This is a genomic window from Enterococcus sp. CWB-B31, from assembly GCF_020567645.1.
Lineage (GTDB): Bacteria > Bacillota > Bacilli > Lactobacillales > Enterococcaceae > Enterococcus_L.
This window is the reverse complement of the sequence record NZ_JAJDJW010000009.1, coordinates 1-17,024: the sequence shown is the minus strand read 5'-3', so window position 1 is coordinate 17,024 and position 17,024 is coordinate 1. Positions and strand designations below refer to the sequence as shown.

Genomic DNA, 17,024 nt, shown 5'->3' with positions numbered 1-17,024 from the left:
GTTTGATGACTGCGGCAAAACGAGTGAATTCAGTTAGCTATAAAAAGAACAGGAGCGAGAAGATGCGAGTAGTTGCAGGTGAATATAGAGGTCGTCGTTTAAAAGCATTAACTGGTGATAGCACACGACCTACAACAGATAAAGTAAAAGAATCCATTTTTAATATGATTGGTCCTTATTTTGATGGAGAATATGTGCTGGATTTATATTCCGGCAGTGGAAGCCTTGCAATTGAAGCTGTTTCCAGAGGTGCAGCAAAAGCAGTATGTATCGAGAAAAATTTTTCGGCATTTAAAGTGATTCAGGAAAATATTGCTGTGACAAAAGAAGATGAAAAGTTCACTGTAAAAAAAATGGATGCGGACAAAGCATTGGACTATTTATCAGGTGAAGGCTGGCATTTTGATGTGATTCTTCTTGATCCGCCGTATGCGCAACAAAAAATTGAAGAACAGCTCAAAAAAATGCTTTTAACCCATCTGTTAAATGATCATTGTGTTGTGGTTTGTGAAACAGATAAAGAGGTTGAGTTGCCTGAAACAATCGATTCTTTATATAAAGCAAAGGAATCTGTTTATGGGATATCTAAAATATCGATTTATAGAAAGGACTCTGCTGATGACTAAAACAGCTCTTTTTCCAGGAAGCTTTGACCCTTTTACTAAGGGGCACCTAAATACTGTTGAGCGCGCAGCACAGATTTTTGATGAGGTAATTATTGGTATTTTTACAAATACCGGAAAGAATTCCTGGTTCAATGCGATAGAAAAAGAAGAAATGATTGTGAAAGCAACCGAACATTTGAGTAATATTCGTGTTATTCATCAGGAAAAGAAACTTACAGTAGAAACTGCATGTGCACTAGGTGCTGGATTTTTAATCAGAGGAATCCGGAATATTCAGGACTATGAATATGAAAAAAACATTGCTTTGATGAATCGGCATTTAGAGCCGAAGATAGATACTGTCTTCTTGCTGGCAGATGAAAAATATGCGCATGTCAGTTCAAGTGTGTTGAAAGAAATAGCAGTATTTGGTGGAGATGTTTCAGAATTTTTGCCAAATGCAGTAAATGATATGTTGGAGAAGAGAGCGATGATTGATGATAAATAATAAGAAAAAATTTTCTTTTATTCCCTTTTTTTTGATTCTTGTATTCATTCTATTGTTTGTTGTGAGAATTCCTTATTATATTGAAGGGCCTGGCTCGACAGAAAATCTGAAGGACTTTGTAACAGTGGATGGAAAGAAAGATGAAGGAGCCGGAGGCTTTTATCTGACAACTGTGAGTGTGAGAAGAGCAACTGCTGTATCAGCTATAGTAGCCCATTTTACGGATTTCAATGAGCTGCTAAGCAAAGAGGAGCTGATGGGCAGCAGCACAAGTAAGGAATACGAACAAATTCAACAATACTACATGGATTCTTCTCAAAATGCTGCAATTGAACAGGCGTTGAGGCTCGCAGGAATTGATTATCGGATGGAGTATAAAGGTGTCTACGTTTTGACGATCGATGAAGAATCAGATTTTAAGAATAAAATTGAAGTTGGTGACACAGTAACAGGAGTTGACGGAAAAATATTTGAGAACAGCGAAGAGCTGATAGAGTATGTAAAAAGCCAGGAAGTGGGTCAAAAAGTAACAGTAACGTTTTTACATGATGGGGAAGAAAAGGAAGCATCTGGCAGATTAATGGAGCTTTCCACAAAAAATCCGGGGATTGGTATTGGACTGACGGATCATACAGAGATTGAGACAGATGTGGATGTGAGAATTGATGCAGGCAGCATCGGAGGGCCCTCAGCCGGGCTGATGTTTACGTTGCAGACATACGAATTGCTTACAGGAAAAGAAATTCGGAAAGGTCATGAAATTGCCGGCACAGGTACGATTAATTCTGAAGGAACAGTTGGAAGAATTGGAGGAATCGATAAGAAAGTGGTAACTGCCAGTGAAAACGGGGCAGAAATCTTTTTCGCTCCAGATGATGAAATATCTGACGAATTAAAAGAAGAGTACCCAGAGACCAAAACCAACTACGAAGAAGCACTTGCTGCAGCCGAAAAAATTGGAACAGATATGAAAATTGTTCCTGTAAAAACCGTTCAGGATGCCTTGGATTACCTAAATGAGCTGGAAGAAAAATAGTAATAATAGTTATTGACTGAACATCGTGTTCACATAGTGGATGTAGATTTTTCCCAATTTACAAGTACAATTAGACGAACCTTTCATAAAAAAATACACCTGTGAGCCGTTTGAGGTATGGCATACAGGTGTATTTTTAGCGTTAGTATTTTGGTATCAAGTCGGCCCACGGACCAATATGAAACACAACTCCCAGCAAAAAGAAAAGTATAAAGAGAACAATCATTGAGTAGGATAAGAAAATACCAATTCGCAAACCCATTTGAAAATTATTAATCAGGAAATCAAATTTTCTTTTTCTGTAGACGGATTCTCTAATTGAAATATTTTTCATCTTATCAATTTCTGATATTTGTTCTAAGAAAAGCTGGGCATCTGCTTCATCGATCAACTCCGAAAAAATACTGTTTTCACATTCAAAGTCGAAGTAATAACTAATTAATTTTTTCCTGATAAATCGAAAACCACCTTCCCGCTCCCAATAACTGCTCTTCATTTTTTTCACGGTAATCACGCTGATCGCTTCATATGGGTAGCTGTAAAATAACCCCTGATCAATATATTCAATGATTGTCAAAAAGATAATCCTCTGATCAGTAAAGATTAATAATCTGTTTCCTCTCAAATCATGAAAATCTTTGATATATTTACGACCTTTTTCTGTTTTTGGATGATAAATGCCCAAATAACCAACATTCATAAAGCTGAGATTGGGGCCATCAGTTGTCAGAGGAAAGTAGGATTGGATTTCTTCCTCTGCCTCAAGTTCACCTTTGACTGACTCAAGCAGCTCCTGCAGGAAAATATACATCTTAGTCTGTTTGAAAAGTGCATTTTTCTGCTCGCTGGAAAAGAGTGCAGATGCGTCTTGATTCATCTGTTCCTGATTCAGTTTCCGGACACTTTTTCTAAAAGTATTCGCCATGATTTATTACTCCTTCCTGTAAATTTTTTTTGAGTTTTTTTCGACCTCTGGATAGGTGATTGTAAATTTGTGTGATCGGCAATTGCAGTTCCTCTGCAATCATTTGCGGAGTTTCCTGATAGTAATAATATTTAAGAAAAATCAGCTGATCTTCGCTGCTCAGACTGCAAATCAAATCCAGAAACTCTTCTTTTTCAAAGTATTGATCATATATTTTAGATTCTGCTGCTTGTTCAAGAGGTACAAGTTTTTGCTTACGGATAATAGTTCTTTTTTTATCAATGCAGCTATTACGGGTGATTGTCAGAGACCAGGTTTTCAGACTGCTTTTCGATACATCAAACTGATCTATTGATCTCCAAATTTTGTAGAAAACTTCATTTTCTGCTTCTTTATGGTAATTGTGCTCTTCAGTACGATTTAATACCGCATTAATTGTCTTGATAATTTCTTCTCCATAAGAGTTAATCAGCAATTCCAACCCCCTGAAGTCCTTCATCTTCATTAATTCTACAATTTTTGCATCCATATCTGGCCCTCCTTTCATCCTATTATACGATCGACAAACTATTTTTTTATCAACAAAAGCTAAAAAATGCGTATTATTTTTTAGGAGGGAGGATTATGAAGGAAAAAATCGTTACTTATCGTTATTGGCTGGGTGGGGGAGCTGTGATTTTCTGCTGTATCATTTTCTGTGTCTATCGCTTAATCTTCCTAAAACCCATCCTCAGTGAGCAACCGCAGGAAGAGTGGTACGCAGCTACTTCAACTTCTGAAGCAGCTGTACAGGAAAGCTCATTTGAAGAGGAGCAGGTGTATGTGGACGTAAAGGGAGCAGTTGCAGTTCCAGGGATTTATGAAGTTAGTTCAGAAATGAGAGTATGGGACGTTTTGGAAATGGCTGGAGGGCTGACTGAATCAGCTGATGAAAAGCAGATCAATTTATCTCAACGGCTGGAAGATCAAATGGTCATCTATGTTCCTGAGGAAGGAGAGGAAATTATAAGTGCTGTAGACGAAGTCAATAAAACCAATAATTCACAAAGTGGTAAGATTGATTTAAACACTGCAGATGAACAAGCTTTAATGACTCTATCGGGTATTGGGGAGAAAAAAGCACAGGAGATCATTAAGTACAGAGAAGAGAATGGCAGATTCAGCTCTATTGAGGAATTGTCTGATATTTCTGGAATCGGAGAGAAAACATTTGAGAAGTTAAGAGACTCTATTTTTGTCTCTTAATACGAATTATTTTGTAAATCCTATTGACGGCAATTTCTAATTCACGTACTATTTGTATAGCTTAAGTTTCAGCAAAAGAAGATTTATGAGATGGAGGGGAGCAATATTGACAGTGGAACGTATACCTTGGGATCAGTATTTTATGGCACAGAGTGTGCTGCTGGCCTTAAGAAGCACGTGTACTCGTCTGGAAGTCGGGGCAACTATTGTGCGGGATAAACGAATCATCGCAGGAGGCTACAATGGTTCTGTCAGCAGTGATGTTCATTGTATTGACGACGGCTGTTATGTCGTAGATGGTCATTGTGTAAGAACAATACATGCGGAGATGAATGCCATTTTACAATGCGCAAAATTCGGTATTCCAACAGATCAGGCGGAAATTTATGTCACACATTTTCCATGCCTGCAATGTACCAAAATGATCCTACAGGCTGGAATCAAGAAAATTCATTACCTGAAAGATTATAGAAATGACCCTTATGCAGTTGAACTGATTTCAAAAGCAGGGGCCGTAGCGGAAAAAGTAACCTTATCCAAAAAATACTTTGCTGAACTTCAATTAGGAGAAGAGGAACTCAGCTCATTTGAAGAGCCTGCTTCAGGAACTGACTAATTATTGGTTTTATCCAATTCTTTTTGCGGTTGCCGGAAATTGTGTGATTCTACAATTTAATAGTATTACCCTGATCTTATGGATATACAGTATCATCCGATTAGTAAGCACAGGAAAACGTAAGATTATTTATGCGGGTTTTCTGTGCAGTTTTTTTACTATTCTCATTTCGATTAATGTTTTGATTAAAGAAGAGGCTGAACAGAAGCTTGGAGGTCCGGTTACAGAAAAAATTCTGCGTATTCATCCTGATAAAATTAAAGTAGATGGTGATCTTTTACAGGTGGAAGGGGACTTGACTGAGGACAGACAGCTGATTGTAAAGGGAACTTACCAGCTGTCCTCAGAACAGGAGCAGCAATTTTGGCTTCATCAGACAGAAATAGCAGAGGTATGTGTATCAGGAAGTTTTGAACTTCCGTCAGGCAAAACAAATCTAAACGGTTTTGATTATGCAGAATATCTTAGACAGAATCATATAAATCAGATTCTGAGAATTGAAAAAATTCATAGTCAAAAAGATGTAAAGGCTCCATTCTTCTCTTTGTTTGAGCAACTGTCCGTAATTCGGAAAAAAGCGTTGCTATATTGTAATGAAGTACTCTATCCAACTACAGCCGTTTACTGTAAGATATTTCTGTTTGGAGAAAGAGCAGGAGATGATGAGCTGAACGAAATTTTTACAAGCTTGGGTATCTTACATCTTTTCAGTTTATCCGGTATGCACGTTGCTTTTTTTGCCAACCTGCTGCGATACACGCTGCTCAGACTGGGTGTTTCTATAGAGACATTTTTCTGGTGGCAGTTGCTGCTTTCTTTTCTTTTCGCAGGACTTACAGGTTTTTCTGTCAGTGTGGTTCGGGCGCTGCTTCAAAAAAATCTTTCAGAAGGCAGCAATCGCTTTCGGCTTCACCTCTCCACATTGGATATCTGGAGCTTGACCTTATTTTTTGCGGTACTCATTCAGCCTTTTCTGCTTTTTACTTTAGCAGGGCAGTACAGTTATTTTCTGTCTTTTTCCATTATTTATTTAAGTGAAGCGCTAAAAACGGTAAGCTCTCCAATTTTTCGGAAATTTCTTTTCTCTGCACTACTTTCTATCTTTACTATTCCGATCTTGGGAATGACTACTTATGAGTGGCAGCCGCTTGGGATTCTTTTAACATTTATTTTACTTCCTTTTTTTGAAAATCTGCTTTTACCGGCTTTGACAAGTGGATTTGTATTGTCTTTTATTTTAAAAAAGACAATACTCAGCCAGTTGCTGGAAATATGCCTCATTCAAATGAACAAAGTATTTGCCAGTATGAGTGAGGAGCAGTTCTTTTCTGCAGCCATTGGAAAGATACCGTTCATTCTTTTTGCGGCAGAAATTATCCTGGTTTTGCTTATTCTGTTTTATCTTCCTGATAAGAAAATAAAGGCTTTAGTGTATACAGGAATATTGGTGTTTCTTTTATTTCAGAAATATGTGCTGCAGTCAGGGATTGTAGCTTTTATAGATGTTGGACAAGGAGACAGTATATTCATTCAGGCTCCTTTTGGTGGTGAGTCAATTTTGATTGATACAGGCGGAAGGATCACATTTCAGACCGAGCCGTGGAGAACTCGTACAATGCAGAAAAGTCCAGCAGAATATACGGTGATTCCATTTCTTAAGAGCAGAGGGGTCAAAAAGCTTGATAAAGTTTTTATAACACACAGTGATACAGATCATATGGGCGACTTGCTGGCTGTTAGTGAAAAAATAAAAATTGAATCTGTTTATTTTTCTGAAGGAGCAGAACAGGATACTGCTTTTTTTCAAATAATTCAAGAAATGGAGAGGAAGGGAACTTCTTTCTATAGCATTAAATCAAAAGCTGATTTACCTGGGGAGTTAGATGTCAAAGTATTAGCTCCTATGGAAGCTGGCGCAGGAAGCAATGATGATTCACTTGTTCTTTATACCAATATAATGCAGAAGCGTTTTTTGTTTACAGGAGATTTAGAGGAGACAGGGGAGAAAAAGTTGGTTGAGGCATTTCCTGCTTTGTCAGCAGATATTTTAAAAGTCGGACATCATGGTAGTAAAACATCAACAACTCGAGAATTTTTAAAGGCTGTCTCTGCGCAGGAAGCAGTTATTTCCTGTGGACAAAACAATCATTTTAACCACCCGCATGAAGAAACACTTGAAAAGCTGAACGAAGAAAAAATGAAGATATATCGAACCGACAAACAGGGAATGATTTACTGTGAGTGGTCATTTTTTTCACCTGATCTGCAATTAAAAACAGTGACAGGATCAGACTAGCTTTTGACACTTGAGAATGTTAGGATAAATAAGAGAAAAGAGGGATCAGATGAGTTTGCAGACAGTATTGAAAGATGTTCGTGAGAGTAAGATTGCTCCGTTATATTTGGTTTTAGGAACAGAAACCTATTTGAGTGAACTGTTCAAGTTAGAATTACAGAACCACTTATTTCAATCAGGAGAAGAGGAATTTAATATAACTTCTTATGACATGGAAGAAATCTCTTTATCTGCAGCATTGGCTGAAGCAGACACGTTACCTTTTTTTGGGGATCATCGGCTGGTTTTTATAGAGAATCCTTATTTTTTAACCAGTGAAAAGAAAGCTGCGCCTGTCGAACATGATATGAAAGAGTTAACTGCATATCTTGAGCAGCCCTCATCTTCTACAGTGGTTGTTTTTCAGGCACATGTTGAAAAGCTGGACGAAAGAAAGAAGATAACCAAACTCCTAAAGAAACAGGCGGTGGTGGTTGATGTTTCTCCAATGGATGAGCGGGCATTAAAAGAGTACACTCAGCAAACTATTAAAAATGAAGGCTATGAGATTCAACCTAAAGCATTTGATAAGCTTCTTTATTTATCTGATTTCCAATTGACGAAGATTATGGGAGAGCTGCAAAAATTGTTTCTTTTTTCTTCTGAAGATAAAAGGATTACTTTGGAGATAGTGGAAGAACTGGTACCAAAATCCTTAGAGCATAATGTGTTTGATCTTACAGCAGAGATTTTGGCAGGCAATAGTGAAAAAGCAATTCAGACTTATCAGGATCTTTTGCTGCAGGGAGAAGAAACGATCAAGCTGACTGCCATCCTATTAAGTCAGATACGTCTGCTGCTCCAGACAAAGATATTGTCTCAGCTGGGCTATCAGCAGTCAAATATAGCCGAAGCATTGAAGGTTCATCCTTATCGAATTAAATTGGGTCTGCAGCAAAGCCGCAGCTTCAAATTACAGAGATTGGAAAAAATTTATGATGAACTGGTGGAAAATGATTTTTCAGTCAAAACTGGAAGAATGGATAAAGAATTACAATTTGAGTTGTTTATTCTAAAGATTTCAGATAAGGTTTTATAGAAAACAAATAAGAAAAAAGTGTTCCAAATAATAAAATCAGTGTTCTTCTGAGTCTGTAAATATCCAGAAAATCACTGATTTTGTTTTGAAGATATATTGTATTTATAGGCCAAAAGAAAATGATTGAATCAATCTAATCTGCCTGCTTATGGGAACTGTTAAAGCAGCTTTTTATCTGAATTTTTCTAAGCCTTCTAATAGTTATATCATTGGAATCGAGTAGAGGGAAAAGCTAACTGACTTTCCGCCCCCTCTCACACCACCGTACAAGCCGTTCGGCATACGGCGGTTCAACTTATATTGCAGTGTGTACGTTTAGATAATAATCTAAGGCAAAGAGGATTCCTCTTTGCTTTAGTCATTTAGTGGATAATGCTCCATGAACAACTTTGGATAATCCACTACTATGACCTCGGCTGACTTCTCACGATAAACCTTTTTCGCCCAATTTTCTTACTAGGAGACTTCTCAATCGTTCGTGAGATCTCCCAGGGTAAGACAACTAACTTTCCTCTTTTACTCGCCTGATTTACCCGATAAGTTTACGTACATCTTTTGGACTTTGGTTTGTATAGAAACCTTATCCACTTACCGATCCTTGGTATCAGCTTTCTGTTCGTCGAGCCAAGAATTTGATACACGCTTCCTTCAGCCTCATCCTCACGAATACCACCTTGCGTTTCTCTAGCGATTGGTCGATGTGTACGCTCGCAGTGGACTTTCACCACCTAGGTAGTTGCCATGCCTGGCGTACTACAAAAAAGAAGCTGACTTAAATCAGCTTCTAAAAATCAATTATTTAGCTACTTTTTTGCTTAGGCGAGACTTGTCGCGGTTCGCTTTGTTTTTATGGATCAAACCTTTAGTTTCAGCCATATCAATAGCTTTTACAGCATCTTTATATAATGCATCCACGTTGTCAGCTCCAGCAGTGACAGCTTCTTCAAATTTCTTAATAGCTGTACGCATAGCGTTTGTTTGAGATGAATTTTTAGCATTCGCGTTTGCGTTAGTACGTACACGTTTGATTGCAGATTCAATATTTGGCATTTCTTTCACCTCCGATAAAATAAGGTCTTACAATTCAGGCGAGCCCAAAATGTAATTCAACAGTAATCATTATACCGAATCAAATCATTCATTGCAATAAAAGATGACAAGTTTTTTTCCTTAACAGTAAATTTTTTCATTTTACTGTTAGGTTCAGTTCGTTTCTCATCTTTAAAAGTGTAGAAGTAAAAAGTTTAATTATATAACAGATAGCTGGCTGTATATTCCAGAAATTCTCACAGGAGTAATGATTGAATGAATCGTTTCAATTACCATAAATGAAGAAGAGGCAGACTGTTCTCCTACTATATTGCCTGCTGACAGAATGAAAGAACTTCAAAAGGATGTGTAAGCTTAAATAGTTGATGAAAAACTGCTATAATTAACGATGGATATGAAACAGCAATATAATATTTAAGAATAGTATAAGTATAAAAAATGAGCTGCTTTATCAGGAGGGGCGTATATTTATGAAAAAAGTATTATTAGTTTTTGGTACGAGACCAGAAGCAATTAAGATGTGTCCATTAGTAAATGAATTAAAAAGTCGAAAAAAATTGGACATAAAGGTCTGTGTGACTGGTCAGCATCGGGAAATGCTGGATCAGGTTTTACATGTTTTTAACGTGAAGCCCGATTATGATTTGGCTGTAATGAAAGAAAATCAGACGTTATTCGATGTTACATCAAACATACTTCTTAGTATTAAAGAGGTTTTGGAAAAAGAACGTCCGGATGTAGTGCTTGTTCATGGAGATACAACCACCACTTTTGTTACAGGGCTGGCTTGTTTCTATCTCCAAATTCCAGTTGGTCATGTAGAAGCAGGATTACGTACTTACAATATTTTCTCACCGTTTCCAGAAGAGTTTAATCGTCAGGCAACCGGGTTAATCAGTAAATTTCATTTTGCTCCGACTGAAACAGCAAAGGAACATTTATTAAAAGAAGGGAAGAAAGTGGAGCATATCTATGTTACTGGCAATACTGGAATAGATGCTCTAGAAACGACTGTGACACCTTCATACAAACATGAGGAGCTGGACTGGATAGGGGAGGATCGTCTGATTCTGATTACAGCCCATCGAAGAGAAAATTTGGGCGGACCACTGGAACGCATGTTTAAGGCAATTCGCAGAATTATTGATGAACATCATAATGTTAAAGCCATTTATCCTATCCATCTTAATCCCAAGGTAAGAGAAACGGCAAATAGATACTTGGGCAGAGAGGAACGTATTCGATTAATCGAACCTTTGGAAGTCGTTGATTTTCATAATTTTCTTGCCAGGAGCTACCTGATCCTAACTGACAGCGGCGGAATTCAGGAGGAAGCTCCGTCTTTGGGGAAGCCGGTTCTTGTTCTTAGAGACACAACGGAAAGACCGGAAGGCATTGCGGCAGGAACGTTGAAGCTCGTCGGAACAGACGAAGAAACCATTTATGCGAATTTTAAAAGGCTGTTGGAAGACCCTGCTGAGTATGAGAAAATGAGTCAGGCGAGTAATCCTTATGGAGATGGGCATGCATCTCAGAGAATTGCAGATATTTTAGAAAAAGAACTGTAAAGCTGAACTTCATAGATAATAAAAAGGGTTTTTCCTGATAATGATAGCATATTGAATGAATTAAAACTAAGTTATGCTTCTAATCCAAGAAATATGGAGCCTATCCAGTAATATTACATATATGACTACTGGATAGGTGACGAGCATTTGAAGAAGCGTGGAAGCAAGCTTTTAATACAGGTTTAAAGCTGTTTTGTTCTTGTCATTGAAGTATACAGGTTAACATTTACTATCATTGAATATCATTTATAAACGGTCTTTTGTTATAATTTATAACTTGGTCAGGGTGCTGGGAGAAACTCTTTTTATTGCTGTTCCAGCAATTCGATTAACGATTTTCAATCAGCTTTCCAGTCATTTGTTCATGAGAACTTGAATCTTTAGATGTGGGAAGCGGAATTGTTTTCAGCAATCTTAAACCGTTCAAAATCACCAGAATGGTACTTCCTTCATGGCCGATAACTCCAAGAGGTAAACTTATTACCTGGAATAAGTTGGATAGGATTAAAAGAAGGATAACTGCTGCTGAAAAAATAATATTTTGTGTAACAATTCGCTTTAATTTCTTGGACAAAAGGTGGCTCATCTGAAGTTTTTCAAGATCATTCTTCATCAAAACCATATCTGCCACATCCATCGCCACATCTGTTCCTTCTCCCATTGCCACGCCTATTGTTGCGTTTGCAAGAGCAGGGGCATCATTAATCCCGTCTCCAACCATCGCATTCACCTTATATTTTTCTTTTTGCTGCTTGATTAAGGCTGTTTTATCTTCAGGCAAACAATCTGCATGGATTTCATCAATAGGAAGGTCTGCTGCCACTGCCTGCGCTGTTCTTAAATGGTCACCGGTAATCATTGTTGTATGGATTCCTTCATTCTTAAAGTACTCTAAGACATTCTTTGCTTCCGGTTTAGGCAGATCCAGCAACCCGAAATAAGCTGCAATTTCCTTTTCTTTAAATAGGTAAATAACTGTTTTTCCTTCGCTGTGAAGTTTTTCAACTTGTTGAATAAGTTCAGGCTTCAATGGTTCTCCATCAGAAAAGGATTGCTTTCCAACACGCCAAGTGATACCCTCAACAACAGTTTCCATCCCAAATCCTACGATGTTATGAACAACCAAATCTTCAATGATTTTTTCGTTATGATCTTTATAAAATGACACAATCGCTTGTGCAAGCGGATGGGTAGATTGCTGTTCCATCGCCAGTAATATATTCAAACCATCACGATTTTCTGTCAAAAACAGTGCATCTGTGACTGCCGGAACACCTTTTGTCAGTGTACCGGTTTTATCAAATGCGATTGCTTTCAGATCAGCAATGTTTTCGAGATAAATACCTCCTTTAAACAAAACACCTTCTCTAGCTCCATTTGAAATTGCTGCAAGGGTTGCAGGGGTTGCTGAGGCTACGAGCGCACATGGAGAAGCAACAACCAACAGAACCATTCCCCGGTAGAAACTCTCATTCCAACTCCAATCTAGAAAGAGATAAGGAATAAAGATCATTAAGGGAACAATAATCAGTACAATTTTTACATAGATATTTTCTATTTTATCAATAAAGCTTGCAGTTTGAGATGGCGTGTTTTGCGCTTCATCAACGAGTCGAACAATTTTTGCCAAGAGAGTATCGTCACTTTTTTTGTTGACTTCCATGGTAAACACTTCTCCCAAATTAATCGTTCCGCCAAACAATTCAGCACCGGCTTGTTTTTCAACAGGAATGGATTCTCCGCTGATTGCTGCTTCATCAATTGAACTGTCCCCGCTTAAAAGGATACCGTCAATTGGAATGCTGGAGCCTTTCGGAACTAATACATGGTCTTTAAGTTTCAGCTCAGAGACAGGTATTTTAATCGTTTCTCCATCTTCCATGAGCTTCAAGGCAGTTTCCGGCTGAATATTAATCAGATTGGAAATTTCTTTTTTACTTTTGTTTGTCGCGTATTCTTCCAGTGCTCCGCTTAGACAGAAGATAAAAGTGAGCATGGCTCCTTCAAACCAGTTGCCGATAATACAGGCTCCAACAGCTGCCAGTGCCATCAGTAAATCCACATTCAGATGTTTATTTTTCCAGGTGTCTAAAATCCCTTCTTTTGTCTGCTTTGCCCCACCACTGATTATTGCTAAAACAAAACTGATTGGATAGATAGAACTTCCTGATTTTTCTAACAGCAGACCTGTGATCATAAATAGAAAACAAAAAACAGTGGATAATACTGCTTGTTTTTCTTTTGATAATTTCATCATAATCCCTCCTTGTATAAAGAGTAGCATAAATTTAATTGTAATTGATAATAAATATGTCTAATTGAGAACGATAGTAGTTATCAATTAGATAAAATCTTTGTTTTTATGTATTTTTATTTATGATATTTCTAATCCATAATGATAATAATTATCAACTGTTAGGGGGATAAAAGAACAGTAAAAGGGGAAAGGCAACGGATAAAAAAATAATGATCGGCGCACAAAAAAACTCTGAACATGTATTATTGAATGTTCAGAGGTCTCTACTTTTTATGCACCTGCTTGTTGTATCAGCTGTTGAGGCGAAGCGGCAGAAGAAGGGTAGTGTTCAGACTGAAGCTTCCATAGTTGATCTGTCAGTCTTGAAATAGCTTCTGCACCGGTTCCGGAAACTTCTTCTTTTGTAAAAACAGAAAGAATAAATGGATGTGAAGTTTCCAAAATACCAATATCATGAATATAGTTATCGTAAGAACCGATTTTATGTGCGACTTTTCCTTCCGTTAATGAGGTTTCCAAGCGTTCGTGAAAAACAGTCTTTTTCATATAATCATAAATTTTTTGGTATTCAGCATTTTCAGCTTTTTCCTGATAAAGTATCTGAAGGATGGAAGCGGCTTCTTCCGATGTAAACTGGACATCTTCTACATCTGTTTCACGAGAAAAAAAGTATCTGTAAAGCTGACGTTTAGCCTGTTTTTCTCCGCCAAATAAGCTGTACAGCATATTTTTCGCAATATTATCTGAGTAAGTAATATTGTATTCCTGAAGAGTGTTTAAAGAATAGGAGGGTTGAATATTGTTGATTATCTTTCCAGTTCCTTCTTCATAATCTCTTTCTTTGTTATAAACAATTTGATCATTCCAGTGAAGGACACCTTCATTAACTCTATCTGCAACCATCATAGCCAGAGGGACTTTAATGGTACTTGCAGTGTAGAATTCTTTGTCGCCATTAACTGACAATTGTTTTCCAGTTGACAGGTCTATATATGTCACAGCGAAATCTCCGGAAAAATCAACAGAAGCTTTATTGATAATCGTTTGTATTTGATCATAAAAAACGTCCAGCTCTTCAGCATCAACTATTTCAATGGCTGTTTCAGGATTACTTTCCTGTTTTCCTGCAATGGGCTGAGCAGGAGGCTCTATCACTATATCGGGTTCAGAAGTCTGTGTTATTTTCTCTTCTTTTGCATAATCAACTGTATTCGTTGAGAAGAAATAGGTGAATATTAGAAACAAACAGACAAGGAAAACCACTCCATATAGGCTCATTTTCTTTTTAACCAATGTACTGTCCTTTCTATAAATAAATTGAGACAGTTCCATTTAAACATCTTTACCTTTTTTTTGCAAGGTGAAATTTTGTTATGAAATTTTAAGTTCTATTTAAGTTGGCAGGAATAAAGTAATGATAGTTCCGAAAGGATTATCTAGCTAGGAGGATTTTTATGGATTTTATTAGACGGGCATTGTTAAGTATGAAAGCAAAGAAAGGACGGACATTACTGCTGAGCGCTGTGTTCTCAGCGATTTTAATATTTGTTTTGGCAGGGCTGACTATTCGAAGCGCAGCCTTGACAGCAACTGAAAACGCAAAGAAAAGTGTAGGAGCAACCGTAACCTTGAGTACCAACCGAGAGAGCAGTATACAGAGAGCTGAAAGCTCTGACGGAAGCAGCGAAAGATTTGATCCGGGAAGTTTTAGCGTAACACCGGTAAATCTGGAGGATGCAGAAAAGATTGCTGCATTGGATAACGTTAAAAGCTACTCATTTATTTCTTCATCCTCTGCAGGAGCGACGGATGATATCATACCAATTTCCAGCGAAGACGAAACAACAGATTCTGCGTCAACAGAAACAGCTGAAGGCGGCACGAACGGCTTCGGAGGCGGCGGAATGATGGGTGGAGGCGAACAGACCGGTGACGGTGCTGCAATGATGCAAAGCGATTTTCAGGTAACTGGTGTGATGGATCTATCCATGTATTCAGGATTTTCTGAGGGTACTTCCACTATTGTTGAGGGAGAGGTAATAAGTTCTGCTGATGAGGATACAAATAATGTTGTTATTGAGCAGACATTAGCGGATGCCAATGAATTAAGTGTAGGTGACACATTTACTATTACAAGTCCTGATGACGAAGACACTACCTATGAAGTTACTGTAAAGGGAATTTTTGAAACGTCAGAAAGCGGGAGCAGCATGGGGATGATGTTCAATTTTCTGAACCCATCCAATACTTTGTACAGCTCGTATACATTTGCCAATACACTTAAGGGGGATGATTCAGAAGGGACAATTGATTCAGCAAGTTATAGCCTGACTGATCCTGAAAAAATGGAGGCATTTGTCGAAGAAGCAGAAGCACTGATTGATACTGACACTTTTAGTCTGCAAACGAATGATCAAATGTATCAGTCTATGCTGCAGCCATTAAATAATGTAGCAAGCTTTGCAAGAAATATTGTGATTTTGGTTGCTGTTGCAGGTGTAATTATTCTGACACTGATTGTTATGATGACAATTCGTGAAAGAAGATATGAGATTGGTGTTCTGCTTTCAATGGGTGAAGCAAGGGCAAAAGTCATTATGCAATTTTTTACTGAAATATTTGTTTGTATGTTGATTGCATTAGCAGTTGCCTCTGTTAGTGGAAATGTTGTCGGAAATGTTGTTGGTGAACAGCTGATTCAGCAGCAGACAGAATCAAGTCAGACAGCCGCGAATGGTAATGATAATGCTCAAATGGCAGGTGGAGGTCCAGGAGGTCAACAAGGTAATATGGGCGGTGGTCCTGGCAACTTTGGAAGTCTTGGAGCAAGCTCACAGGAAGCAGCTGCACAAATTGAAGATATGGATATTAAGGTTACTGCAGAACAAATTGCAATGCTGGCTGGAATGGGTCTGATGATCAGTTTTGGGTCAATTCTGTTATCTTCAATTGGAATTATTCGGCTGCAGCCGCGTAAAATTTTGACAACATAGGAGGGGTAAATAAATGTTAGAAACTAAAAATGTAGGATACTGGTACAAACAGGAAGAAGAATATTTATATAAAGATGTGGATCTGGAATTTCACAAGGGGAAGATGTACGCTATTTTAGGTGCCAGCGGATCAGGGAAAACAACTTTTCTGTCACTGATTTCAGGATTGGATGTACCAAAAACCGGAACGATTCAATACAATGGAGAATCTTTAAAAAATATTGGTTTGAGAAATTACCGCCGAAATGATGTATCGATTATTTTTCAGGCCTATAATTTACTTCCTTATATGTCAGCATTGGAAAATGTTCTTACTGCTATGGCTATTTCAGGATTGAAAAAGGATGACAGAAGGGGCCGTGCCCTTGAACATTTGGCTGCAGTCGGTATTGATGAAGCACTGGCAAAGAAAAATGTGACTCAATTATCCGGTGGACAGCAACAAAGGGTAGCAATTGTTCGTGCATTATGCTGTGATCATGAGCTGATTGTAGCGGATGAACCGACAGGGAATCTGGATGAAAAAACATCTGAGGACATTGTTAAACTTTTTCAAAAGGTTGCTCATGAAGAGCATAAATGTATCATTATTGTAACGCATGAACAGGATGTAGCAAATGCATGTGATACAGTGTTTGAACTGAAAAATCAGAAGTTTACCAAGAAGCGTAAAAATAAGGAAGCCAACGAAGCTGTCAGTTGAACAGGCGGAACATTGGAACATCAATCAAAACCTCCAGTGTGAACTGGAGGTTTGCTCTGCGGCTGAAAGCCTCTATTACCGGCCAGAGCCTGAAAGGCCCACTGAAGAAAGGTCTCCCGCTAGCACCACAATTACTCACGACTC

Annotated in this window: 15 protein-coding genes; 10 read left to right on the top strand and 5 right to left on the bottom strand. The window is 38.0% G+C overall.

Annotation, left to right across the window (positions count from 1 at the left end):
* Window positions 1-5 precede the first annotated feature (5 nt).
* Genes rsmD through LI954_RS09530 form a run of 3 tightly spaced genes read left to right on the top strand, consistent with a single transcriptional unit; the run spans window position 6 to window position 2,149 of the window.
* Window positions 6-626, top strand: coding sequence for a 16S rRNA (guanine(966)-N(2))-methyltransferase RsmD (gene rsmD, locus LI954_RS09540; RefSeq protein WP_267491466.1), 621 nt, complete (start codon window positions 6-8; stop codon window positions 624-626).
* Window positions 619-1,113: a pantetheine-phosphate adenylyltransferase gene (gene coaD / locus LI954_RS09535; protein ID WP_202067449.1), complete on the top strand. Its 495-nt coding sequence runs from the start codon at window positions 619-621 to the stop codon at window positions 1,111-1,113. The genes rsmD and coaD overlap by 8 nt, the downstream gene beginning before the upstream one ends.
* A complete protein-coding gene (locus tag LI954_RS09530) occupies window positions 1,103-2,149 on the top strand; it encodes a SepM family pheromone-processing serine protease (RefSeq protein ID WP_229441274.1) in 1,047 nt (348 codons plus the stop codon). Before coaD ends, LI954_RS09530 begins: the two co-directional genes overlap by 11 nt.
* Window positions 2,150-2,291: 142 nt before the next feature.
* On the opposite strand, the gene LI954_RS09525 is transcribed toward LI954_RS09530, so the two are convergent.
* Both LI954_RS09525 and LI954_RS09520 read right to left on the bottom strand, forming a co-directional pair.
* Window positions 2,292-3,074 carry a hypothetical protein gene (locus LI954_RS09525; protein ID WP_229441062.1) on the bottom strand — a complete coding sequence of 261 codons (783 nt, stop codon included), beginning with the start codon at window positions 3,072-3,074 and terminating at the stop codon, window positions 2,292-2,294.
* Window positions 3,058-3,603, bottom strand: coding sequence for a sigma-70 family RNA polymerase sigma factor (locus LI954_RS09520; RefSeq protein WP_229441061.1), 546 nt, complete (start codon window positions 3,601-3,603; stop codon window positions 3,058-3,060). Before LI954_RS09520 ends, LI954_RS09525 begins: the two co-directional genes overlap by 17 nt.
* Before the next feature lie 95 nt (window positions 3,604-3,698).
* Here LI954_RS09520 and LI954_RS09515 point away from each other — a divergent pair, with 95 nt between their 5' ends.
* From LI954_RS09515 to holA, 4 genes are all read left to right on the top strand, one after another.
* Window positions 3,699-4,319, top strand: coding sequence for a helix-hairpin-helix domain-containing protein (locus LI954_RS09515; RefSeq protein ID WP_202067453.1), 621 nt, complete (start codon window positions 3,699-3,701; stop codon window positions 4,317-4,319).
* 112 nt (window positions 4,320-4,431) lie between these two features.
* Complete coding sequence (locus LI954_RS09510; protein WP_202067499.1) at window positions 4,432-4,935, top strand: ComE operon protein 2; 504 nt, start codon at window positions 4,432-4,434, stop codon at window positions 4,933-4,935.
* On the top strand, window positions 4,907-7,231 hold the full coding sequence (locus LI954_RS09505; RefSeq protein ID WP_229441060.1) for a DNA internalization-related competence protein ComEC/Rec2: 2,325 nt from the start codon (window positions 4,907-4,909) through the stop codon (window positions 7,229-7,231). Before LI954_RS09510 ends, LI954_RS09505 begins: the two co-directional genes overlap by 29 nt.
* A 49-nt stretch (window positions 7,232-7,280) precedes the next feature.
* Window positions 7,281-8,309 (top strand): DNA polymerase III subunit delta, encoded by a 1,029-nt coding sequence (gene holA, locus LI954_RS09500; RefSeq protein ID WP_202067455.1) that lies wholly within the window; start codon window positions 7,281-7,283, stop codon window positions 8,307-8,309.
* 795 nt (window positions 8,310-9,104) lie between these two features.
* Here holA and rpsT read toward each other — a convergent pair.
* The gene (rpsT, locus tag LI954_RS09495; protein ID WP_229444345.1) at window positions 9,105-9,359 is read right to left on the bottom strand and encodes a 30S ribosomal protein S20; all 255 of its coding nucleotides are present in this window, start codon (window positions 9,357-9,359) and stop codon (window positions 9,105-9,107) included.
* A 470-nt stretch (window positions 9,360-9,829) separates the two neighbouring features.
* Between rpsT and wecB the strand changes: the two genes are divergently transcribed.
* On the top strand, window positions 9,830-10,927 hold the full coding sequence (wecB, locus tag LI954_RS09490; RefSeq protein ID WP_229444344.1) for a non-hydrolyzing UDP-N-acetylglucosamine 2-epimerase: 1,098 nt from the start codon (window positions 9,830-9,832) through the stop codon (window positions 10,925-10,927).
* Between the two features lie 328 nt (window positions 10,928-11,255).
* Here wecB and LI954_RS09485 read toward each other — a convergent pair whose 3' ends face one another.
* Both LI954_RS09485 and LI954_RS09480 read right to left on the bottom strand, forming a co-directional pair.
* The gene (locus LI954_RS09485) at window positions 11,256-13,181 is read right to left on the bottom strand and encodes a heavy metal translocating P-type ATPase (RefSeq protein WP_229444396.1); all 1,926 of its coding nucleotides are present in this window, start codon (window positions 13,179-13,181) and stop codon (window positions 11,256-11,258) included.
* Between the two features lie 273 nt (window positions 13,182-13,454).
* Window positions 13,455-14,462 carry a serine hydrolase gene (locus LI954_RS09480; RefSeq protein ID WP_420705976.1) on the bottom strand — a complete coding sequence of 336 codons (1,008 nt, stop codon included), beginning with the start codon at window positions 14,460-14,462 and terminating at the stop codon, window positions 13,455-13,457.
* A gap of 176 nt (window positions 14,463-14,638) precedes the next feature.
* Between LI954_RS09480 and LI954_RS09475 the strand changes: the two genes are divergently transcribed.
* Both LI954_RS09475 and LI954_RS09470 read left to right on the top strand, forming a co-directional pair.
* On the top strand, window positions 14,639-16,177 hold the full coding sequence (locus LI954_RS09475; protein ID WP_229444343.1) for an ABC transporter permease: 1,539 nt from the start codon (window positions 14,639-14,641) through the stop codon (window positions 16,175-16,177).
* Window positions 16,178-16,190: 13 nt separating this feature from the next.
* Window positions 16,191-16,880: an ABC transporter ATP-binding protein gene (locus LI954_RS09470; RefSeq protein ID WP_202067460.1), complete on the top strand. Its 690-nt coding sequence runs from the start codon at window positions 16,191-16,193 to the stop codon at window positions 16,878-16,880.
* The last annotated feature ends 144 nt before the right edge of the window (window positions 16,881-17,024 follow it).

Bases quoted from the DNA above. Each gene is read 5' to 3' on its own strand.
- LI954_RS09525 (WP_229441062.1), bottom strand. From the start codon at position 3,074: ATGGCGAATACTTTTAGAAAAAGTGTCCGGAAACTGAATCAGGAACAG.
- LI954_RS09485 (WP_229444396.1), bottom strand. From the start codon at position 13,181: ATGAAATTATCAAAAGAAAAACAAGCAGTATTATCCACTGTTTTTTGT.
- rpsT (WP_229444345.1), bottom strand. From the start codon at position 9,359: ATGCCAAATATTGAATCTGCAATCAAACGTGTACGTACTAACGCAAAC.
- LI954_RS09470 (WP_202067460.1), top strand. From the start codon at position 16,191: ATGTTAGAAACTAAAAATGTAGGATACTGGTACAAACAGGAAGAAGAA.
- coaD (WP_202067449.1), top strand. From the start codon at position 619: ATGACTAAAACAGCTCTTTTTCCAGGAAGCTTTGACCCTTTTACTAAG.
- rsmD (WP_267491466.1), top strand. From the start codon at position 6: ATGACTGCGGCAAAACGAGTGAATTCAGTTAGCTATAAAAAGAACAGG.
- LI954_RS09530 (WP_229441274.1), top strand. From the start codon at position 1,103: ATGATAAATAATAAGAAAAAATTTTCTTTTATTCCCTTTTTTTTGATT.
- LI954_RS09480 (WP_420705976.1), bottom strand. From the start codon at position 14,462: ATGAGCCTATATGGAGTGGTTTTCCTTGTCTGTTTGTTTCTAATATTC.
- LI954_RS09475 (WP_229444343.1), top strand. From the start codon at position 14,639: ATGGATTTTATTAGACGGGCATTGTTAAGTATGAAAGCAAAGAAAGGA.
- holA (WP_202067455.1), top strand. From the start codon at position 7,281: ATGAGTTTGCAGACAGTATTGAAAGATGTTCGTGAGAGTAAGATTGCT.
- LI954_RS09515 (WP_202067453.1), top strand. From the start codon at position 3,699: ATGAAGGAAAAAATCGTTACTTATCGTTATTGGCTGGGTGGGGGAGCT.
- LI954_RS09520 (WP_229441061.1), bottom strand. From the start codon at position 3,603: ATGGATGCAAAAATTGTAGAATTAATGAAGATGAAGGACTTCAGGGGG.
- wecB (WP_229444344.1), top strand. From the start codon at position 9,830: ATGAAAAAAGTATTATTAGTTTTTGGTACGAGACCAGAAGCAATTAAG.